21 protein-coding genes are annotated in these 22,132 nt (G+C 36.8%); 6 read left to right on the top strand and 15 right to left on the bottom strand.

Annotated elements, in window-relative coordinates; all coding sequences use genetic code 11:
* Positions 1-169: 169 nt before the first annotated feature.
* The 10 genes from rplS to K8089_RS13590 form a co-directional block, all read right to left on the bottom strand.
* The gene (rplS, locus tag K8089_RS13635; protein WP_237603852.1) at positions 170-520 is read right to left on the bottom strand and encodes a 50S ribosomal protein L19; all 351 of its coding nucleotides are present in this window, start codon (positions 518-520) and stop codon (positions 170-172) included.
* Between the two features lie 139 nt (positions 521-659).
* Entirely contained in the window at positions 660-2,459 is a 1,800-nt protein-coding gene (locus K8089_RS13630; protein WP_237603851.1) for a DUF885 domain-containing protein, read from the bottom strand.
* Between the two features lie 38 nt (positions 2,460-2,497).
* Positions 2,498-2,731 carry a hypothetical protein gene (locus K8089_RS13625; RefSeq protein WP_237603850.1) on the bottom strand — a complete coding sequence of 78 codons (234 nt, stop codon included), beginning with the start codon at positions 2,729-2,731 and terminating at the stop codon, positions 2,498-2,500.
* Between the two features lie 256 nt (positions 2,732-2,987).
* The gene (trmD, locus tag K8089_RS13620; RefSeq protein WP_237603849.1) at positions 2,988-3,662 is read right to left on the bottom strand and encodes a tRNA (guanosine(37)-N1)-methyltransferase TrmD; all 675 of its coding nucleotides are present in this window, start codon (positions 3,660-3,662) and stop codon (positions 2,988-2,990) included.
* 71 nt (positions 3,663-3,733) lie between these two features.
* Positions 3,734-4,897, bottom strand: coding sequence for a DUF748 domain-containing protein (locus K8089_RS13615; protein WP_237603848.1), 1,164 nt, complete (start codon positions 4,895-4,897; stop codon positions 3,734-3,736).
* 122 nt (positions 4,898-5,019) lie between these two features.
* On the bottom strand, positions 5,020-6,450 hold the full coding sequence (locus K8089_RS13610; RefSeq protein WP_237603847.1) for a cadherin repeat domain-containing protein: 1,431 nt from the start codon (positions 6,448-6,450) through the stop codon (positions 5,020-5,022).
* A gap of 10 nt (positions 6,451-6,460) precedes the next feature.
* Complete coding sequence (locus K8089_RS13605) at positions 6,461-7,897, bottom strand: cadherin repeat domain-containing protein (protein WP_237603846.1); 1,437 nt, start codon at positions 7,895-7,897, stop codon at positions 6,461-6,463.
* Positions 7,898-7,907: 10 nt separating this feature from the next.
* Positions 7,908-9,257, bottom strand: a complete 1,350-nt coding sequence (locus tag K8089_RS13600; protein WP_237603845.1) for a cadherin repeat domain-containing protein — start codon at positions 9,255-9,257, stop codon at positions 7,908-7,910.
* Between the two features lie 177 nt (positions 9,258-9,434).
* Complete coding sequence (locus K8089_RS13595; RefSeq protein ID WP_237603844.1) at positions 9,435-10,883, bottom strand: glyceraldehyde-3-phosphate dehydrogenase; 1,449 nt, start codon at positions 10,881-10,883, stop codon at positions 9,435-9,437.
* A 182-nt stretch (positions 10,884-11,065) separates the two neighbouring features.
* A complete protein-coding gene (locus tag K8089_RS13590; protein ID WP_237603843.1) occupies positions 11,066-12,454 on the bottom strand; it encodes a trypsin-like peptidase domain-containing protein in 1,389 nt (462 codons plus the stop codon).
* A gap of 261 nt (positions 12,455-12,715) precedes the next feature.
* Between K8089_RS13590 and dapF the strand changes: the two genes are divergently transcribed.
* The 5 genes from dapF to K8089_RS13565 all read left to right on the top strand — a co-directional run bounded on the left by dapF (position 12,716) and on the right by K8089_RS13565 (position 16,782).
* Positions 12,716-13,489: a diaminopimelate epimerase gene (gene dapF, locus K8089_RS13585; RefSeq protein ID WP_237603842.1), complete on the top strand. Its 774-nt coding sequence runs from the start codon at positions 12,716-12,718 to the stop codon at positions 13,487-13,489.
* On the top strand, positions 13,486-14,013 hold the full coding sequence (locus tag K8089_RS13580; RefSeq protein WP_237603841.1) for a GNAT family N-acetyltransferase: 528 nt from the start codon (positions 13,486-13,488) through the stop codon (positions 14,011-14,013). The genes dapF and K8089_RS13580 overlap by 4 nt, the downstream gene beginning before the upstream one ends.
* Before the next feature lie 25 nt (positions 14,014-14,038).
* A complete protein-coding gene (mltG, locus tag K8089_RS13575) occupies positions 14,039-15,082 on the top strand; it encodes an endolytic transglycosylase MltG (RefSeq protein ID WP_237603840.1) in 1,044 nt (347 codons plus the stop codon).
* Positions 15,083-15,352: 270 nt separating this feature from the next.
* Positions 15,353-15,994, top strand: coding sequence for a hypothetical protein (locus K8089_RS13570; protein WP_237603839.1), 642 nt, complete (start codon positions 15,353-15,355; stop codon positions 15,992-15,994).
* Positions 15,995-16,134: 140 nt separating this feature from the next.
* Positions 16,135-16,782 (top strand): peptidoglycan-binding protein LysM, encoded by a 648-nt coding sequence (locus tag K8089_RS13565; protein ID WP_237603838.1) that lies wholly within the window; start codon positions 16,135-16,137, stop codon positions 16,780-16,782.
* Positions 16,783-16,788: 6 nt separating this feature from the next.
* Here the strand turns inward: K8089_RS13565 and K8089_RS13560 are convergent, their stop codons facing one another.
* From K8089_RS13560 to dnaA, 4 genes are all read right to left on the bottom strand, one after another.
* Positions 16,789-17,502 (bottom strand): SAM-dependent methyltransferase, encoded by a 714-nt coding sequence (locus tag K8089_RS13560; protein WP_237603837.1) that lies wholly within the window; start codon positions 17,500-17,502, stop codon positions 16,789-16,791.
* 6 nt (positions 17,503-17,508) lie between these two features.
* The gene (locus K8089_RS13555; RefSeq protein ID WP_237603836.1) at positions 17,509-18,888 is read right to left on the bottom strand and encodes a PQQ-dependent sugar dehydrogenase; all 1,380 of its coding nucleotides are present in this window, start codon (positions 18,886-18,888) and stop codon (positions 17,509-17,511) included.
* A 53-nt stretch (positions 18,889-18,941) separates the two neighbouring features.
* The gene (locus K8089_RS13550) at positions 18,942-19,397 is read right to left on the bottom strand and encodes a low molecular weight protein-tyrosine-phosphatase (RefSeq protein WP_237603835.1); all 456 of its coding nucleotides are present in this window, start codon (positions 19,395-19,397) and stop codon (positions 18,942-18,944) included.
* Between the two features lie 84 nt (positions 19,398-19,481).
* A complete protein-coding gene (gene dnaA / locus K8089_RS13545) occupies positions 19,482-20,909 on the bottom strand; it encodes a chromosomal replication initiator protein DnaA (protein WP_237603834.1) in 1,428 nt (475 codons plus the stop codon).
* 203 nt (positions 20,910-21,112) lie between these two features.
* Here dnaA and K8089_RS13540 point away from each other — a divergent pair, with 203 nt between their 5' ends.
* On the top strand, positions 21,113-21,514 hold the full coding sequence (locus K8089_RS13540) for an acyl-CoA thioesterase (RefSeq protein ID WP_237603833.1): 402 nt from the start codon (positions 21,113-21,115) through the stop codon (positions 21,512-21,514).
* On the opposite strand, the gene K8089_RS13535 is transcribed toward K8089_RS13540, so the two are convergent.
* Positions 21,515-22,132, bottom strand: coding sequence for an IMPACT family protein (locus tag K8089_RS13535; RefSeq protein ID WP_237603832.1), 618 nt, complete (start codon positions 22,130-22,132; stop codon positions 21,515-21,517).

Raw genomic sequence — 22,132 nt, 5'->3', positions numbered from 1 at the left:
TGGGCTGTTAGGCCGTTTTTGATATTGCTAATATAATACGGAAATTGGAATGCGCAAGTGTTTGTAACCCATTAAAAATCCACAGTTTACAAACAGTGCATGTTAACAATTGTTCATAAAAAAAGCCCTGTAAATACAGGGCTTTTGAGAGTTTTCAACAAAAAATAAACTATGAACGTTTTTCTTTGATACGGGCTTTTCTTCCGGTAAGACCTCTAAAGTAAAAGATACGGGCTCTACGCACACTACCTTTTTTATTGATCTCAATTTTTTGAAGTGCTGGCATATTAAGTGGGAAGATACGTTCCACACCAACAGTACCACTCATTTTTCTAATTGTAAAAGTTTTAGTTGTACCTGTTCCTTTAACTTGAATTACTACTCCTCTAAAGAATTGGGTTCTTGTTTTTTCGCCTTCGCGAATTTCGTAGTAAACGGTAATGGTATCACCAGTTCCGAATTCAGGAAATTCTTTTTTTGTAACGAATTCGTCTTCTACAAATTTTATTAATGCTTCCATTTTGTTAGCTTGATAAGGTTTAAATTAAAACAACATTCACGGTTTTCGCCAGAGGTTGAATTAAGTGGGTGCAAAAGTAAGGAAATTAAGTTATTGAACAAGATTTTGTTCCTTTTTTTAATCTGTGTTTTTTAAATTTCTATTTAGAATCTGTTATCCATTTGTCAATCTTGCTTTCAAGCAATTTTAAAGGAATACAACCTGTTTCTAAAACTTGATTGTGGAATTGACCTATTTTAAACTTGTCGCCCAGCTCTTTTTCTGCTTTATGACGAAGCTCTAATATCTTTAATTGCCCTATTTTGTAAGCCAATGCTTGCCCGGGGTTAGCCATATAGCGTTCTATTTCTGAAATAATTCCTGCTTCGGGTTCGGCTTCGTTTTCCAAACAATATTGAATGGCTTGTTCACGTGTCCAGCCTTTGGCGTGCATTCCGGTATCTACAACCAAACGGACTGCTCTGTGCATTTCGGCACCCAACATTCCAAAGTATTGATACGGATCTGTATAGAGTCCGAGCTCTTTGCCGAGCGATTCGCTGTAAAGTGCCCAACCTTCGCCGTAACCGCTGTAAAATAGGGTTTTGCGAAACATTGGCAATTCGTCATTTTCTTGGGTTAATGAAATTTGATAATGATGGCCAGGAATGGCTTCGTGCAAAAAGAGCGATTCGTCACTGTAAATATTATATTTTGAAGCATTTGGAATTGGAACATAAAAAATTCCGGGACGTGTGCCGTCCAAACTACCGGGATTGTATTCGGCACTTGCAGAGTTTTCACGAAACTTTTCGGTCTGTTTTACTTCAAAGGCGGTTTTCGGTTTTTTATCGAAAAGCAGCTCCAGTTTTGGTTTCATTGTGTCGTAAATAGCGTAAAAATGGTCGATAATTTGCTGTGGTTCATTGTACGGCATAAGTTCTTTATTGGTACGAACAAAATTGAAGAACGCTTTTAAATCGCCTTTAAAACCAATCTGTTCCTTTACTTTCTCCATTTCCGAAGAAATACGCGCCACTTCACTTAAACCTAATTGATGGATTTCATCAGCATTCATTTCGGTGGTGGTGTATTTTTTTATTTGGTGATTGTAATAGGCTTCACCATTGGGAGTGTCTGCAATTCCGGTAGTTGTTCTTCCTGCTTTTAAATAATCGCCAGCCATAAAATCGTAAAGACTTTGATACGCAGGAATTATTTTTCCTGATACCATTTTTGAATACGCTTTGGTAAGCTCTTTCTTCTGTATTTCTGAAAAGGAATCGGGAAAGTTTTTTACCGGCGAATAGAATAGATTTTTATCTAGGTTTGGCTCGGTCATTGCCTTTAACTGCGGTGTTACTTTTACAATTAACGATTTTGGCAACACGTAGCCGGCCGCCATTCCTTCTTTCATTCTTGCTTCCGCGGTATGCAACCAAACAACATATTGGTCCACTCGTTTCAACCAATTGGTGTAATCTTCAACGGTTTTAAAAGGTTGTGCACTGCTTCCACTCGCCAATTGGCCCATCACTAAATTTACAGTCCACATTTGATTGATTGGAAAATAGAGGCTGTTTTTAAATGAAAACTCATCCAAGTTGATGTTGCATTCCCACAAAAGCACGTCTTTGCTCATCTTTTCAGTTTCGTTTAAATCTTCGTCATTAAACTTTGAAACCTCATTTTTATAGCTTGTGTAATAGTTTTTTAATTGAGCAACATATTCATCCGAAAGGATATTTGGAAAACTATCGTTGTAGCGCGTATCTCCAGAAAATGTAGCGCTCAGAGGGTTGAGCTTTAGACCGTCTTCGTAATAATTGTCTAGTAGGGTGCTGAAATCTGCGCTCACGTTATTGTTTATTTTAGCGTCCGTCTTTTCTTCGGTTTCGTTTTTACAAGCTGCGAAAAGAACGACTGTTAGTAGTATTGCTACAATTTGTTTGCTATTCATTTTATTTTAGTTTTTGCGTTTCAAAATTCAATAGTTTTTCAATCTATTTTAATTAGTTTTCCTGCATTGACAACATTATTTTCATTTCGCATTAAATTAAAATAAAAAGTGTCTTTGCTACATTTAATCAATCGATAAAATGGTTTGCCAAATGTATAGGTAGATTTATCCAAATCATCTTTATAAGTTATATGAGAAGGAAGATCGCTTAGAAAATATTCCTTATTTGAAATCCATTCTATAACTGAGGTTACTCTCGCGTCATCGTACATTTCTTCAATTGTATCAGCGTTGACTTTGTATTGAAAGGAAAAAAACTCCTTATCAAATTCCACTTTATATGTTCCGTCTTTTAATTGACAATAATCTTGGGAGCAACTGGAAATAAAAAGATGAGAATAAATATATAGCTTATTTTAGTCATAAGGTTTATTCTAAATTAAGAGCTTCTGAAATTATTTTTTTGCCAAAAACTCTTTGGCCGTTAAAACGGGAATTTTTGAATTCTTAAAATCACTCTTTTAGAGATTACTCCAACAAATCTGGTCTGCGTTCTTTTGTGCGCTTATAAGCCTGATCTTCGCGCCATTCCTCTATTTTTCCTGTGTTGCCGCTTGTTAGTATTTCGGGAACGGTCCAACCTTTATATTCCGCAGGGCGTGTGTAAATTGGTGGCGCCAATAAATTATCTTGAAAAGAATCTGTCAATGCACTGGTTTCATTGCCCAAAACACCGGGAATCAAACGAATGATGGCGTCGCAAACTAAAGCTGCAGCAAGTTCGCCACCGCTTAAAACGAAATCGCCCACAGAGATTTCACGTGTTATAAAATGGTCGCGCACACGTTGGTCCACGCCTTTATAATGTCCGCAGAGGATGATTATGTTTTCTTTCAACGAAAGTTCGTTGGCCGTGTGTTGGTTAAAAGTTTTACCGTCGGGTGTCATATAGATTATTTCGTCATAATCTCTTTCGGCTTTTAGTTCGGTAATACACTTGTCTATAGGTTCAATCATCATCACCATTCCGGCGCCACCACCAAATTGATAATCGTCAATTTGCCTGTAGGCGTTTGTTGACCAATCGCGAAGGTTGTGGGTATGTACTTCCACGATTCCTTTTTCAATGGCGCGTTTTAATATTGAAACTTCAAAAGGACTTTGGAGTAATTCGGGTACTACGGTTATGATGTCTATTCGCATTATAAAAATTCTTAATTCTTTTGAATAATTAGCGGAAATAAACGGTAAAAGTACGGAATTGCCTCATAAAACTAACCCTTCTTAATTTGGCGTTCTTTTTTTCGTTGTTCGCGCTCTTTTTTACGAAGCTCACTCTTTTGTTCTCGGGTTAGATTTTTTTGTTTGAAAGCATCTTTGTATTCAATTTCGTTGTCCACGTTGCCTGTAAACGCTTTTATCCAGGCATTTCCAAAAATGTTAATAACGGTGGGCCAAACGCCAGCTTCAACATTATTAAGGTAACCTTCAAAAGGAACTTTAGTGGCGAGCGTATCTGTGCTTTGGTTTTTTAGAATGAATTTGAAGAACCCTGCGAAACCTTCCCATAAAATTTCGAGAAAACCATCGTCTTTTCCAATCAATTTGGTGTTGGTTAAAAGTGGTTTTACATAGCCAATTAAATGACCGTCGGCAATGGCAATTTCGCTATAAAGACCGAAGGTGCCTTTATTAAAATCGAGGCCTGCGTAATAATTTGTGAAATCGTTTAAAGCAGTAGCCTCTGCATTTTCGAGCGAAAAAGACAAATCCATATCTGGAATTTCTTTCATCAAATTCATATTTGCTTCCAAGGAAACGTTCCCATTACCAATTGAAACACCCGTTGCGCGAAGGCGGGAGGGAAGGATGCGTTCTTTTTCAACTACATTGCGAAGGTTGTCTGCGGTGAGTTCAAGCTTGGCAATTTGTAAATCGATATTTGGTTCTGCGGAAAGTTGCACAAATGCTACTTTGCCGTCGTGAACTTCAAAATGGTTGATGTCTATGGGTACTATATAGGTAAGCGCTTTGGTCCAATCGTCCACGTTTGCATCGCCACTTTTTTCTTTTTGGTCTTCAAAAACGTAGATAACTTCTGGGCGCGTCATTATTATTTCGCTTACAATTTTGCCTTTAAAGAGCGATTTCCATTCGATGGAGATATCGTTTTTTGGAAAACTTAAAAAAGGGATTTGCGATTCTGCCGTGCCTTTGTTTAAATACATTCCGTTGATTACGTAAGCGCCGCGATAAAGCGATATATCAACATCATCCACCTGTCCGTAATAGCCAGGAATGTTTGCCAAGACTTTGTTTATATTGTTTTTTACGAGCGTTGGAAGGTAAATTCGAAATGCTATTAGCACTACTAAAATTATAATTGGAACAGTGTAGCGTTTCTTTTTGAAGCCTCTTTTCTTTTTGGTTTCAGACATTTTTAAAGCTAAATTGGTTTAACAAATGTGATTTAAAGCAGGGAGAGTTTCAGTTAATGAAGTCATAAAAAAATTCCCGCGAAGGCGGGAATCTCAATATTTAAAAATCATTGAAAATAGCTTTATAAGCTGCAATTGCCATCTATAATGTCTTGTTTTGTGGGGTTGTAGGCGTTGTTTTCTGCTTGCAAAATGTTTAAATCTCCATTGACGCATAAATTAGTTAAAGCACAGAAATCTGAAAGATTAGAATTTTGCCTTGCTCTAAATGATTGAGAAACTCGTAAAAGGTTTTCTAATCCATTTAGACTTAGCAGATTTTCATTTTCATCGATAGTTACTTTTCCTATGTTAGTAATTTGTTGTAAGCCGAATAAATTTCTCAAAGAAATGTTATGAAATATAAAAAGTTCATCCTCGAGACCGATGGTTGACTCGAGTCCATCAATATTTTCTAATGCGTGATTATAACGTATATTAATTGACTTAGTCACCTGTATATTTGCCAAACCATCAATATTTACTAATGAATAGTTCTGGAATAGCGACAAATTAGATACGTTGGCAGTTAAATTTCGGAGACCGTTCAAATTTGTTAGGTTTATATTGGTATTAAAGCTAATATAGTCGGGTTCCCCTGTAAAATTTCTTAAATTAGAAAGCCCATTTATATTTGTTAAATTGGGATTATTGGTAATATCAATGACATTGCCGATAGAAGCCACGTTACTTAACCAGTCTACATCCGTCAATAAATAACAACCACTTAGATAAAGCCCATTGTCAAGGGAAGTTAATTGACTTAAACTTGAGAAATCGGACAATGCAAAATTATGAATTAATTGTAAATACTGAACGTAAGTTAAACCTTCGAGTCCATCTAGGTTTTCCAAATTTTTATTCTCAGAAACGATGAGTCCTTCTCCAATGTGAGTAACACCCAGTCCTGTCGTGGATATTAAGTCGGGGTTGTTACGTATTTTTAAATTAGCATCAACCGTTTTTATGCTTCCAAGTGGAGATAAATCAGAAATATCTGTTGTATAGCCTTCATATGGAGTTCCGATATATAGTGTACCCATAATTCTTGTATATTGATTAGCTCCAAAAAGGTTTACATCTTCTTGTGTCCATAAACGGATATAAGGTAATTCATAGATATTTTGCTCATTCAAAGAAATGGTAACCGAAGCATTTTCCGAAACAGCTCCATTTGAAACTTGCACTGTCCCGGAAATAGTTGGATTAGTTTCAAATTCAAAAAGCGCTTCATCAGCAACTTTCAGTTCTCCCGAAGCGGAATCAATAGAAAACGCCCCCGCAGGGTTTTGTGCTCTAATTGAAAAAGTAATGGCGCCTTCATTAGTGCTTCCTTGAACGGTTCCGATTATTTGCCCGTTGGTTGGGTTTTCATCCATTGTGGTTGAAAAGTCTTCTGTTGAAACTGTTATTTCAATTTCTTGGGGCACTGGATCATCGCTGTCTTTTGAGCAAGAAATGAAGGTGAGAATAATAGCTGCTGCTATTATTCTGAAAGTTAAAAGTCTATTCATTATTTCGTTTTTAAAGGCTACAATTGCCGTCTATGATGTCTTGTTTTGTTGGATTGTAGGCGTTGTTTTCTGCACTAAAACCGAAATTGCTATTTAAGATTAAAGCGCTGCGTAAAGCACAAAAATCTGAAAGTACCGTATTGTTATAGCATCGGATTAATGTAAAACTTTCAATTCCATCCAACCCATTTAAACTTGTGAGACTTTCATTATCTTGAATCAAAAATGAGTTGCTGGCTCTTTCCAAGTTATTGAGGCCTTGTAGATCAATAAGAGAGTTGTTGTTTCTAATTTCAATTCTGTTGTTAACAGCCGTAATTGCTCCAAGCCCGTTTAAACTCTGTAGCGATTCATTGTTTTTTATTTTCAATTCTTGAAATACACCAATATTTTCCAAACCTTGAATATTTTGAAGTGCCGTATTGCCAATGATATCTAAAAAAGTAATATCATCAGAAAAATTTTGAAGTCCATCTAGATTTTCTAAAGAAGTGTTATTTGCAATATATATGGATCCATAGGCATCAGTAAAATTTCTTAAATTACTTAAAGCGTTTATATTTCTAATTGAATTGAGGCCTATTAATTTAATTCCATTTCCAATTTCCGAAAGGTTTTGGAGCCAATCAATATCGGGCAATGATGGACATGAAATTATACTAAAATTAAGTTCGATATGGGTAATTTGACTCAAACCTGAAACATCGGTGAGTACTTGATTGTTAGAAAGGAAAATTCCGAGGGTGGAATTAATGCTCTCAAACCCTTTAATGCTCTCTAAAGAGGGATTATTAAGAATTGCTATTTGCCCTAAAATAAAATTTACATTGAGCCCTACAGTTGATGTTAATATGGTATTGTTTTTAATTTGTAGGCTATTGTTCACAATTTTAATACTATGAAGCGGTGATAAATCAATAATATCTGTTGTTCCGTTTTCTTCAGGATGACCAATAAGGAGTAGGCCGTTAATTTGTGTATATTGATTTGCTCCAAAATCATTAACTTCTTCTTGTGTTTTTAAAATTACATCCCCCTCATAAACATTCTCCTCAACCAAATCATTCAAAGTAATTTCAACCGAAGCATTTTCAGAAACAGCGCCATTGGCTACATTCACGATCCCGGTAATTGTAGGATTTGTTTCAAAATCAAAGAGCGTTTCATTAGCAACTTTCAATTCTCCCGAAGCCGAATCAATAGAAAAGGCGCCCGAAGGTGTTTGTTCAGTAATTGAGAAAGCAACTGCTCCATCATTTGTGCTTCCTTGAACGCTTCCAATTATTTGCCCGTTTGTTGGGTTTTCATCCATTGTTATGGAAAAATCACTGGTTGAAACTGTTATTTCAATTTCTTGGGGCACTGGATCATCGCTGTCTTTTGAGCAAGAAATGAAGCTGAGAATAATAGCTGCTGCAATTATTCTGAAAGTTAAAAGTCTATTCATTATTTCGTTTTTAAAGGCTGCAATTGCCGTCTATTATGTCTTGTTTTGTTGGATTGTAGGCGTTGTATATTGCAATGTAGCTATTATTACTACCATTTATGAAGAGGTTTTGTAAGTCACAAAAATCTGCAAGTTCATTATTGCCTCTTATATCTAAATTACGACATATTTCTAAATTGTTTAAGCCAACCAAATTTGGTAGCTTTTCATTATTAAATATTTGAAGTGTTTCAGCAGTTTCTAAATTCCTTAATCCTTGAATATTTATTAGAGAATTATTGTTCTGTATGTTAAGTTCATTAGAAATATTAGTGGTTGATTCTAAACCATGAAGATTTTCTAAAAAGGGATTTTCTATAATACTTAATGTAGTAGTCACTCTTTTATTTTGCAAGCCTTCAATACTCGTAAGCGAAGAGTTCATTGTTATTTCCAAGTGATATATTTCAGTATTTAAATTTTCAATTCCATTCAGATTTAAAAGAGAACTATTATGTGTTATTCTAAAATAATTATATTCACCGTTCGCAGTGGTTAGATTGCTGAGACCATCAATATTTGTTAGCGAATTACAATTTATAATAGTTAAGTCTCCTCCAAACGATGTTAAATTGCTTAGCCAATCAAGATTTGATATTAGTGGGCAAGAAATCAATATCAATCTATCCTCTATGGAAGTAAGTTGATTTAATCCAGAAAGGTCCAACAAGCCAGCATTAAATGATAAAACCAGATCATGAACTGAGGTTAAATCGTTAAGCCCTTCTAACATTTCTAAAGTTTCATTAGAAAAAATGACAAGTGCGCCATTTAAATTTTGAATATTTAAACCTACCGTAGAGATCAATGAAGGGTTGTTAGAAATACTTAAATCTCCATTTATCGATCTTAAACTTTGAAGTGGAGTTAAATCGTAAATATCTGTAGTGGTACCTTCTTCTGGATCACCAATATATAAGTTTCCAATTATTGCCATGTAATTATTAGCTCCAAAATCGTTTACTTCTTGCTGTGATCTTAAAATTAAATCCCCTTCATAAACAGTCTCCTCCACCAAATCATTCAACGTAATTACAACCGAAGCATTTTCTGAAACAGCGCCATTGGCTACATTCACGATCCCGGTAATTGTAGGATTTGTTTCAAAATCAAAGAGCGTTTCATCAGCAACTTTCAATTCTCCCGAAGCCGCATCAATAGAAAACGCGCCCTCAGGTGTTTGTTCAGTAATTGAGAAAGCAACTGCTCCGTCATTTGTGCTTCCTTGAACAATTCCAATTACTTGCCCGTTTGTTGGGTTTTCATCTATTGTTATGGAAAAATCACTGGTTGAAACGGTTATTACAGTTTCTTGGGGCACTGGATCATCGCTGTCTTTTGAGCAGGATGTAAATAAGAAGATTGACAAAAGAAAAGGAATTGAATTGTGAGATAAGAATCGCATTATTAAAGAAATGTTAAAAGTGAGGTCTCAAATATAAAAAAAATCCTGCTGCGTTGGCAACAGGATTTTTCCTATTTCATAAATTACTTAATACTAATAGTAAGTAAATCTTCTAACTTGTGCAATATACTTCGCCAAGCGAATTACTTGGTGACTATATCCATACTCGTTATCATACCATACATATAGTACTACATTTTTACCATCGTCAGTTACAATAGTTGCGTTGCTGTCATAAATTGCAGGGGAGCAAGAGCCAACAATGTCGCTGGAAACCAACTCGTTATTCATTGAATATTTAATTTGCTCAACCAAATCGCCTTCCAGAGCGTATTTCTTCATAGTAGCGTTTATGTCGTCTTTTGAAGTAGGTTTTGCAACTTCAAGATTTAAAACTACCAAAGAACCATTAGGCACAGGAACACGAATTGCATTGGAAGTAAGTTTGCCAGCTAAAACGGGTAAGGCTTTTGCAACTGCACTTCCGGCGCCAGTTTCTGTAATTACCATATTTAGTGCTGCAGCGCGCCCACGACGGTATTTACCGTGCATATTATCAACCAAATTTTGGTCGTTTGTATAAGCGTGAATGGTTTCTAAATGCCCGCGAACTACACCGAAAGAATCTTCAACTGCTTTTAAGATTGGAGTGATGGCATTGGTAGTACACGACGCTGCCGAAAAAATATCGACCGTGTGTGGGTCGTGCTCTTTCTGGTTTACTCCGTGAACTATATTTGGAACGCCTTTGCCAGGTGCGGTAAGTAAAACCTTTGCGGCGCCTTTCGCTTTTAAATGACGGCCTAGCTCTTTATCGTCGCGGAATGCACCAGTGTTGTCTATAATTAAAGCATCTTCAATTCCGTATTTGGTGTAATCAATATCTTCTGGATTGTTTGCATTAATTATGTGGACGGTGGAGCCGTTAATTATCAATGCGCTATTTTCAAGATCTGTTTTTACGGTTCCAGGAAAATCTCCGTGTACAGAGTCATATTGAAGAAGTGAAGCACGTTTGTCTAAAACAGTTTGGTCCATTTTGCCACGAACAACAATAGCGCGAAGACGAAGCTGGTTTCCTTGTCCTGTTTTGGTCATAAGCTCACGAGCCAACAAACGACCAATACGTCCAAAACCATACAGCACTACGTCTTTTGGAACTAGTGCTTTGGCTTCTTTAGCATTTTTCAATTTATCTGAAACGAAAGCTAAAGCATTGGAATATTTATCGTCTTCTAAATGAAATTCGTACGTAAGTTTACCAATGTCTAATTTTGCTGGGGGAAGATCTAATGTTTTAATAGCCTGTGCAATTTCAACTGAGTCGAAAATTGAAATAGGCTTTTGAACAAATTCGCCTGCATATTCGTGCAGGTTTAAAATTTCACTCACATTGCGGTCTATAAGTTGGTTGCGGAAAAGTACCAATTCTATGGACTTATCGTACCAAAGGTCGCTAATGATTTTAATAAATTCTACTGATGCTTTTCGGCGGTCAGTTTGAAAAGACAGTTCTTTTTCATAAACGTCATCAAAACTCATAAGGATACATTTTTTTAGGTCCGCGTCTTTTTTAATGCCGTGCAAAAACGAAGAACGTGGAGCGCGTTAAAATTTTGTGCAAAACTACTTATTTTCATCGGCTTGGGGAAATAAAAACGCATAATAAAAACACCGCTGTAAATTTGGGTTTTCAGCGGTGTTTATTAAGTATATTCGAGTTTCTATCTAAAAATAAACGAATTGATGTTTCCGCTTCCATCCATAAAAGTCATTTTTATTGGGGTGTGATAATCGCGCTGGCTCATAATTCGTTTTGCATCGTTTATATTATTAATGGGTTCATCATTTATATGGGTTATAATAATGCCTTCCAGTTTATAACGAGCAATTTCGGGCGATAATGCGCGGGTTACTTCTACACCGTTTTTTAAGCCTCGTGCCTTTAGCTCTTCTGGTGTAATATTTTTAACTTCTACTCCCAAATCGTCGATAGCAAAAGTTTCTAACTTTATAAGTTCAACCGGAAATTTCCGCTCCGTACCATCGCGAAGCACAGTTACTTCAACCACATCTTTTGGGCGTTTGGAACCTAGATAGCCAGAAAGATCGGCAAATTTTGTAACCTTATACCCATCCAATTGTTTTATGATGTCGCCTTTTTTTATACCCGCCTTATCGGCACCACTTCCTTTTTCAATGCCGCCTACAAAAACACCTTGGGTTACGTTAATTCCATACTTTTCAATAAGCTGCGGATTTAAATTCCCAACCTGTATGCCTAAAATTCCGCGTTGCACATTTCCGTATTCAAGTATATCTTCAATTACTTTTCGGGCGTTGTTTGAAGGCACTGCAAAGGAATACCCCACATAACTCCCAGTTTCCGAAGTAATAGCCGTGTTGATACCAATTAATTCCCCACGCGTATTAACCAACGCACCACCACTGTTTCCACGGTTTACAGCGGCATCGGTTTGAAGAAAGGATTGCGTATTTCCATCAAATTGATTTAAATCACGGGCTTTGGCGCTTATAATACCTGCGGTAACCGTTGAGGTTAAATTGAAAGGATTTCCTACCGCGAGTACCCATTCGCCAATTTTCACATTGTTTGAATCGCCAAAGGGGATATATGGAAAATCACTATCGTCTTTAATTTTTATCAGGGCAATATCTGTATTTGGATCTGTACCTATCAATTCGGCTTTATAGGTTTTGTTGTTATTCAGCGTAACTTCAAGATTTGTGGCATTTGCAATTACGTGATTGTTGGTTACAATATAACCGTCGGGCGAAATTATTACGCCACTACCACTGCCAACCATCGCTCTGGGTTGCCCGCCGCCTTGTAAATATTCAAAAATATTGGTGGGTTGCCTGCTTACCGTCGTGTTTTTTACGTGAACCACGGCATGCACTGTTTTTTCAGCTGCTTCGGTAAAATCGGTTGTCATTTCGGCAGCCGTAGCCGAAAGGCTTGTAGGTATAAATTTTGATTGCTGCGGGGTTTCAAAACGAATCGTGTTCTCTTCTTCAAAATATTTATAACCCCCAAGTGTTATAGCGCCAGCAAAGAGCGCAACCAGAAATAAACGGATTGTTTGTTTCATTGTACAAGTTTTTTAATTAGTACTACATTTATGTTATATGAAAACTTTGTTCTCAAGTTTTGCATTTTTAACGGTTTTAGCTTTTCAATCCTACGAAGATGGAGATGAAAAACTGTACTTTGGAAGAAATATTCTAATAATACCTCTACAAATTTAACCAAGATAGCTTGAAAATAGTATGCCAAGATTTAAGTTTTAACTTGCATTTAACGTCTAAACTTCAGCCTTACACGTGGTGGCTTTTTATATCTTTGCGCTTCTATGGAATTCACCTTTTACAAATACCAGGGCACGGGCAACGATTTTGTGATTATTGATAATCGCGAAACATTTTTTCCAAAGGAAGACATCGCGCTCGTAGCCAAAATTTGCGATCGTCGTTTTGGCGTAGGCGCTGATGGTTTGCTTTTATTGGAGAATCACGCAACTGCAGATTTTAAAATGGTTTATTTCAATAGCGACGGAAACCTAAGCACAATGTGCGGTAACGGCGGAAGGTGTATTGTCCATTTTGCAAAGTTTCTGGGAATTATTTCTGATAATACAACTTTTGAAGCCGTTGACGGAATGCACGAAGCGACGATTAATAATAATTGGGTTTCATTAAAAATGAACGATGTTGAAAAAATCAATGCTTCTGAAAACCATACTTTTTTAAATACGGGTTCGCCGCATCACATTGAAATAGTTTCAGATTTGGAAAATTTTGATGTGTTCAACAATGGCAGAAGTATTCGAAATAAAATCTACGGAAAGGAAGGCGCGAATGTAAATTTTGTTGAAAAGCTTGATACTGCCAAATTTTCAGTTCGAACTTATGAACGCGGTGTGGAAGACGAAACACTTTCGTGCGGCACGGGGGTTACGGCCGTTGCAATTGCAATGTTTGAAGCGGGTAAAACTTCAGAAAATACAATCACGCTAAAAACCCCCGGCGGCAAACTGCAAGTGCGTTTTAAGAAGAAAGGTTCGCATTATAAAAATGTATATTTGGAAGGACCAGCAATACAGGTTTTTAAAGGAATTTGGAAATGAACACACTAAAGGGAGAAAATATTTTTTTACGCGCATTGGAACTTTCAGACCTGGATTTTCTGTACAATTTAGAAAATACCGAATCGCTTTGGGAAGTGAGCAATACCACAACGCCCTATTCAAAATACATGCTGCAGCAATATTTAGAAAACAGCCATCGCGATATTTACGATGTACAACAATTGCGACTCGTAATTTGTAACAGTGAAAATGAAGATCAAGTTGGGTTTATCGATCTTTTCGACTTCGATCCAAAACACAGCAGAGTAGGGGTTGGCATTGTAATTTTTTCTGAAAAAGATAAACGGAAAGGCTTTGCTTCCGAAGCTTTAAAACTCACCTGTAATTACGCTTTTAAACATTTAAAAGTGCATCAAATTTTCGCGGGTATTACCGAAGAAAATGAAGGCAGCATTAAATTATTCGAAAAAGCAGGTTTTGAACGAAGTGGTTTAAAAAAGGATTGGATTTTTTCCGAAGGGAAATATAAAAGTGAATATTTTTATCAACTATTTCAAAATTGAAAATCCTGAATTCATACTCTAAAAAATGTATATAAAAAAAATATTAATAATTGTCTTTTTGCTCGGAGCCGTTGGTATGGGTGCATTTGCGTGGTATGTTTACGATACTGCCTTTACGGGAAACACCGCTTTTAATAATAAAGAAGCGCACGTTTATATACCTACCAATGCGAGTATAAATAATGTAATTGACGAGTTGGAGCCCCTGTTAAAAGATGCCAAATCGTTTCGAACAATTGCAGACCAAAAGCAATATTCTGAAAACATTAAACCGGGTCATTTCATTATAAAAAAAGGAATGACCAATAATGATATTGTGAATACGCTTCGCAGTAGAAATATTCCGATTAATGTGAAATTTAACAATCAAGAACGTTTGGAAGATTTGGCGGGCCATATTGCAAATCAAATTGAAGCAGATAGCATTTCACTTTTAAAAGCAATGACCGACCCCGAATTTTTAAAGGAAGTTGACTTAGATAAAGAAACGGGATTATCCATGTATATTCCAAATACGTATGAATTTTATTGGAATAGCGCTGCCGAAACTTTCCGCGACCGAATGAAAACCGAATACGAACGTTTTTGGAATGAATCTAGAACCCAAAAGGCAAAAAAATTAAACCTTTCAAAAGAACAGGTAATGGCTTTGGCTTCTATTGTTCAGAAGGAAACAGCAAAGGTTGATGAACGGCCGCGAGTGGCAGGGGTGTACATTAATAGGTTGAAAGTTGGAATGTTGCTACAGGCAGATCCAACGGTTATTTACGCGTTAAAACGTGAAAGTGGCGATTACAATCAGATTATAAAAAGAGTTCTTTATGCAGATTTAGAATTAGATTCGCCGTACAATACCTATAAATATGCTGGCGTTCCTCCGGGGCCAATCACAATGCCCGATATTTCTTCGATAGATGCAGTGCTAAATCCCGAAAAGCACGATTATTACTACTTTGTAGCCGATGTTACAAATTTTGGTTATCACAAGTTCGCCAAAAACTTAGCGCAGCACAACGTAAACAAAGCCGAATATGTGCGGTGGGTAAATAAGCAAGGCTTAAAAAGATAAACTACGCATATTTTTTTTAATTTGTTAAAACCACTTGTTATCACAGGTTAAATTGTGTTAACGCTATGGTTATTCTTCCCTTTTATAGTATCTTATTTTTCATAAGCAATTGATTATCAAGTGTAATATTGATGATCACACGTTCTTTGGCACGATTTTTTCATACAGCGCGGCGAACATGCGTTTGCCGTAATGCGTGTTTGTATTAAAGATTTATTTCGTCTCGCACAAAGCGATGACGCGATAATTATAATTTAAACTAAGTAAAACATGACAAAACGTTTTATGAAATTGTCTGCGCTGCTGGCTGTTGCAGTTTTTGTTGCAATGGCATTCTCTTCAAAGAAAGTAGATTACAGCAGTTCTATATTCATTACAAATCCCGTAGGGAGCGTTGCCAATGTTCCTTACGAGTATGAAGTGAATTTGAATTCCCAAGCGGGTATTCCCTATCTTGGGAAGTCGTTCCATGGCTTTAGTTATGACCTCGGCTTTAGTGAAAGCAGTGGTAATTACAAAGCCGTAAACAGATTGGGTTATTTAGGCAAATACCAGTTTGGCCGTTCTACTCTTAATTGGGTAGGAATTTACAATACATCTCAATTTTTAAATAGCCCTTTGTTACAAGAAAAAGCTTTTGAAGCTTTAATTTCTAAAAACAAATGGGTACTTAGAGATTATATTGATGAATTTGTTGGTCAAACAATTAATGGTATAAAAATAACCGAATCGGGCCTAGTGGCGGCGGCACATTTAGGAGGAGCCGGAAATGTGAAAAAATTTCTGGATAGCAATGGTGAAATCGTATTCAAAGATGCCAATCATGTACCAATTACAAAATACATGAAACGCTTTGTAGGTTACGATATTTCACAAATCCTCCCTGATAACAACGCCAGAGCGACATTATAATTATTGAAAAAACCAGGTTGACAAGCCTGGTTTTTTTATTTAATATTTATTTAACAGCCTACAAATCAGATTATTAAAAAAAGTATTATCTTTGCCGGCTGAAACGAAGACGTAATTATACGTTCGAATTTTAAAACTCAATGAAAAAAAGAATATTTGTAATTGCAGTTTTACTTGTTGTTACCGTACTAGTAGGGACAGGTTTCAATACAAAGGAAAACCACGATTTTTCTGCCTTTAGCACAGAAGGATTAGAGTTATTCTATCACGTTCCCACAGAAGCTGAGCTTACTCCATTATTAGTTCCTGTGAACCCACAATTTAATTTATTTTTGGGAAAAACCTATTTAGGATTTAAAGAAGCGCTTGGTTTTAAAGAATCGAGAGGGGATTACCAAATCGTTAACGATTATGGTTATATGGGGAAATATCAGTTTTCACGAGCAACTCTTAGAATGATGGGGCTTAAGAATGCCGATAATTTTCTTTTCGATACCCGCCAGCAAGAAGCTGCATTTATGGCTTACACATCATTAAATAAGTGGATTTTACGCAAAGACATTAAGCGTTCCGTTGGTAAAACAATGGCTGGTGTTAAAATTACCGAATCTGGAATTTTAGCCGCTGCCCATTTAGCTGGTGCTGGAAATGTAAAAAAATTCCTTAGAAGTGCAGGAACAAATCGATTTGAAGATGCTAACGGTACTTCAATCCGTTACTACTTGCGCAAGTTTTCGGGATATGATACTTCGCATATAGTGGCGAATAAAAAACCGAGAATAATCTAATATTTATTATCCTTGAATAATAAATAAGGTGGGTCTTTTATGAAGGTCCACCTTTATTTTTTTCCACAAGCTCACAGGTGCCGTTTTTATGTATTCTGAAGGCAACGTAATATCGCAGGCCACACATATTCTTGTTTGTGGGTTGAGGTTCTCGGTCAAACTTTGCAACATTTGGTTGTTGCGATAGGGGGTTTCAATAAAGAGTTGCGATTGGTCTAGGTCTTTTGATAGTTTTTCCAAACGTTTTAATTCTCTTTTTCGTTCGCCTTTATCAATGGGTAAATACCCGTTAAAAGCAAAATTCTGCCCATTAAAACCACTCGCCATCATGGCCAGTAAAATTGAAGATGGCCCTACCAACGGAACCACTTTAATTTCAAGTTCATGCGCATAATGCACAGCACGAGCGCCAGGATCTGCAATCCCGGGGCAACCGGCATCACTTATCACACCAACGTCAAACCCTTCCAAACACGGATTGAGCATAGCTGGAATTTCTTCTGGAAGGGTAAATTTATTTATTTCCTTAAGTTTTAGCTTGGGTTGCTGCTTTTCTGGTACAATGCTTTTTATAAAACGACGCGCATTCTTTTCGTGCTCAACAATGTAGTAATCTATTTTTTCAACTGCATTTTTTACTGAAATAGGAAGTACGACCAAAGGTGGCACATTGCCCATGGGGCACGGAATTAGGTATAAATTTCCCTTTTTTGAAGTCATTAAATACTATTGAACAATTAGTTTTTTAATAATGTTTTGCGCTTTCGTTGAAGTAATTTTAGCGAAATAAATTCCTGACTTCAAGTTTGAAATGGAAATTGTTTTTTCACTGTTAAAAATATTTTCTTCGGAAATAATCAAACGTCCGCGAACATCGAATAGTGAAATGCTGTTAAGTTGTTCATTATTTAAACTAAAAGAAACATTTTCCGAAGCCGGATTTGGAAGCATACTCAGCGTATTTTCAATTGAAAAATCTTCAGTGCTTGCGATTTCGTCGCCTTTAATTTTATAAATAGAACCACCAAGATCAAGTAGGTATAGTTCTTTAGTAACGTCTTCGCCAAAGGAAACCCAACTTCCTGTAAAAGTGCCGTGTTCCACTAAGTTTCCGGCATCGTCAACTGTGCCAATTAATCCGCTGCAAAAGTCTGCAAAAAAGTAAAGGCCATAAATATCTGTATAAATTGAACCGCGATAAACAAAGCCGCCCGAAATGGAACAATTGCCACTAGTGTGAGTATATTCGGCCAGCGGAAAAGTCATTTCAGATTGAGGTGGACAATTTTGTGTGTTAAACGGTTGGGTGCCTTCGTAGCATCTCCAGCCGTAATTTAAGCCTGCTTCAGTTATGTTCGCTCGGTTTATTTCTTCTCTGCTAGTTTGCCCCACATCGGCAATCCAAATATTATTCTCGGTAAAATCGAATGAAAAACGCCACGGGTTTCGCAAGCCGTATGCCCAAATTTCATCTAAGGCATTTGGATCTCCTACAAATGGATTAGTAGCCGGAATGCCGTAATTATTCCCACCAGTGGGGTTATCAACATCTATCCGCAGTATTTTCCCCAACGGATAAATTAAGTCTTGACCTCTGTCGTTTGGGTCGCCACTACCGCCACCATCGCCAGAAGCAATATAGAGATAACCATCTGGGCCGAATGCCAGATTACCGCCATTATGGTTTGAGGCGGGTTGATCGTAGCTTATAAGAGGTAATTCTGAATTGAAGTCGGCCAAATCGGGATTGTTGCTATCTACTGAAAATCTAGAAATCTGCGTATCGCCGTTGGTGTCGGTATAATTCACATAAAAGAAGCCATTGTTGGCATAATTGGGATGAAATGCGAGGCCGAGCAAGCCGCGTTCACCATTCGTTGTAATTTGTGCCGAAATATCTAAATACGGGGTAGTGTTAACGGTGCCATTAACTTGAATTATTTTTACTTTTCCACCTTTTTCAACAACAAATAATCGGTCATCATTCGCATGTTGCAAGCTCAAAGGTTGGTTGAAATTATCTTTAAACAATTCGATACTTACATCTTGAGAGAAGACCAATGTTGAAAATATAAAAAAGCAGAGCGGGAGTAATAGATTTTTCATAGTTGATTTTTTATGTGAAATATTAAATATAAGAAAATCAACCGTAAAATTGGTTAAAACCTTTGTGCTATTTGCTCGCAAGCCTCATCGAGCATTTTATACACATTTTCAAACCCAGCGTCTCCGCCAAAATAGGGGTCGGGAACATCTACATTTTCATTGGGGAAGATTTCATCGAGAATTAGCTTCACTTTTTCTTTATGTGAATCATTTTCGGCCAGTGCCAAAACGTTTTCTTTGTTGCTATTGTCCATCACATAAATTTCATCGAAATTTTCAAAATCGCTGGTGCTAAACTGTCTTCCGCGTTGTTGTGTTATATCTATATTGTATTTTTTGCCAACGGCAATACTTCGTTTGTCGGGTTCATCACCCACGTGCCAATGCCCTGTCCCAGCTGAATCTACGTAAACTTTTGATGAATCTACCTTAGATTTTAAAATGCCTTCAGCCAAAGGCGAACGGCAAATATTGCCAAGGCAGACCATAAGGATTTTGTGTTTTTTCATAACCAATTTTCTGTAAGTTTAGAAGGTTAGCATCATTAAGGAGCTATATTGCAACATGCTCCAACAGATTACTGCCAACTTAATTTAAAGCGTCAATTTTTTGCTTAAATCTTCTACGTATTTGCGGAATTGCTTGTCGGTACTCGAAAGATTATCAACTGTTTTGCAAGCGTGAAGTACGGTTGCGTGATCGCGTTGCCCAATTTGCGAACCAATTGATGCAAGCGATGCTTTGGTGAATTTTTTCGCAAAAAACATCGCTAATTGGCGTGCCTGAACGATGTGTCTTTTTCGTGTTTTAGACTGTAATGTATCTACATCCATTTGGAAATAATCGCTCACAACTTTTTGAATATAATCTATAGAAACTTCGCGCTTGGTGTGCTTAACATAATTGTCAACAATCTTGCGGGCAAGTTCAATTGTAATTTCCTTTTTATTGAATGAAGAATGCGCAATCAACGAAATGATGGCGCCTTCAAGTTCACGTATGTTTGTTTTAATATTATTCGCCAAAAACTCTATAATATCATCGGGCATTTCAACGCCGTCGCGATATAGTTTGTTTTTAATGATGGCAACACGCGTGTCGTAATCTGGATGATTTAATTCAGCAGAGAGTCCCCATTTAAAACGTGAAAGCAGTCGCTGTTCTATATCAATCATGTCAACAGGAGCTTTGTCGCTGGTTAAAATAACTTGTTTCCCGTTTTGGTGTAAATGATTAAAAATATGAAAGAAAACATCTTGCGTTCCCGCTTTTCCAGAAAGCAATTGTATGTCGTCAACTATCAACACATCTATAATTTGGTAGAAGTGAATAAAGTCGTTACGGTTGTTCTTTTTTACAGATTCAATATATTGCTGCGTAAACTTTTCGGCAGAAATATAGAGTACGGTTTTTTCTGGATATTTATCTTTTATATCAACGCCAATTGCGTGACCTAAATGTGTTTTCCCTAGTCCAACACCGCCAAAAATAAGCAAGGGGTTGAATGAAGTGCCACCGGGTTTATTAGCCACAGCTAATCCTGCCGAGCGGGCCAATCTGTTGGATTCGCCTTCTAAAAAACTTTCAAAATTATAATTTGGGTTTAGTTGCGATTCAATTTTTACATTGCGAATACCAGGAATTACAAACGGATTTTTAAGTTCTGGGCTTTTATTTTTTAGCGGTACGTCAACCTCTTGTGAGGTAAGGTTGCTACGGTTGGCGCTGGGTATTTTTTCGGTAAAAGGTTGTTTGTTGCCGTAGGTGTTTTCCATTCTAATAATGTAAACTAATTTGGCTGTAGCGCCCAATTCCTTGGTGAGGGCAACCTTTAAAATTTTAACGTAATGTTCTTCGAGCCATTCATAAAAAAATTTGCTCGGCACCTGTATGCTTAATGCATTATCGGTTAGCTTTACCGCTTTTATTGGCTCGAACCAAGTTTTGAAAGCCTGCGAAGTAATATTATCTTCGATAAAAGCCAAACAATTGTTCCAAACCGATTCCGCAGTTCTGCTCATAGTTAAAAGTCGTGTTTTTTTGTTTAATTAAGTGTGGCCAAAAAATAGGGGATGGAGTATTTCCGGGCTATTTATTAACAATGCAAATATGTGAACAAAAAAGTTATAAAAAAAACCACATTGGGGTTGAATTATTAGTTTTTTTTCGCCATACTTGACTTTCGATAAAACTACAAAAAACTTTCTTTAAAAGGCACAAAATCTTGAAGAATACTTTTACACAAATTAGAGTGCGTTATGGTGAAACCGACCAAATGGGTGTGGTCTACTATGGCAACTATGCACAGTATTTAGAACAAGGTAGGACTGAATGGTTGCGAGAGCTTGGTTTTAGCTATAAATGGATGGAAGCCAATGATGTACACTTGCCTGTAGTGCACTTGAGTATTGATTATAAACAACCCGCTTTTTACGATGATTTATTAACAATAAAGACAACTTTAAAGCAAATGCCATCGGTGAAAATTGAATTTCAATATGAAATTTATAATGAATCCAAACAACTTTTGGTAACCGCAACTACTATTCTCGTTTTTGTAAATAGTACTACTAAAAAGTTAATGAAAGCACCTAACTATTTAATAGACAAGTTAAAAGAAGAGTAATTAGTCTTCAATTGGTTTAATGGTAACTTTATAGGTGTTTTCGAATAACTGATAAATACGTTCGGCATCTTTTTTTCGAACCGCAATTTCAAATTCGCAATTCAATTCCATTTTTTGGCTTATCAGTTTTAGATTTTCATTTTTTATTAGTTGCATAACGGTATTCATTTCTGGATATTCAAATTTCAAAAGAAATGTTTCGTCAATAGTTCGTTTTACGATCTTGCAGGTTTCCAACGCCATTTGCGCAGTGGTTTTATACGCCTGAATTAATCCACCCACTCCCAACTTTGTACCGCCAAAATAACGCACAACCACCACTAAAATATTTGTAACGTCAAAAGATTGGAGTTGCCCGTAAATGGGCATTCCTGCACTGTTTGACGGTTCGCCATCATCGTTGGCGCGATAGTGTTCGTAACTTTTGCCCAACTGCCAAGCGTAGCACCAATGTCGCGCACTGTGGTGCTGTTTTTTAAGCGCTTCAATATGTTCTTTTACATCGTCTTCAGATTTTACAGGAAATGCGTAGCCAAAAAATTTGCTTCCCTTTTCCTTAAAAAGAACTTCTGTTGCAGGTTTTAAAATGGTTTTATATGTGTCTTTTTCAATTTCCAA

The sequence above is a fragment of the Aequorivita vitellina genome, from assembly GCF_022008365.1.
Taxonomy (GTDB): domain Bacteria; phylum Bacteroidota; class Bacteroidia; order Flavobacteriales; family Flavobacteriaceae; genus Aequorivita; species Aequorivita vitellina.
The sequence above is the reverse complement of the archived record's forward strand: the minus strand, read 5'-3'. Positions and strand labels throughout refer to the sequence as shown.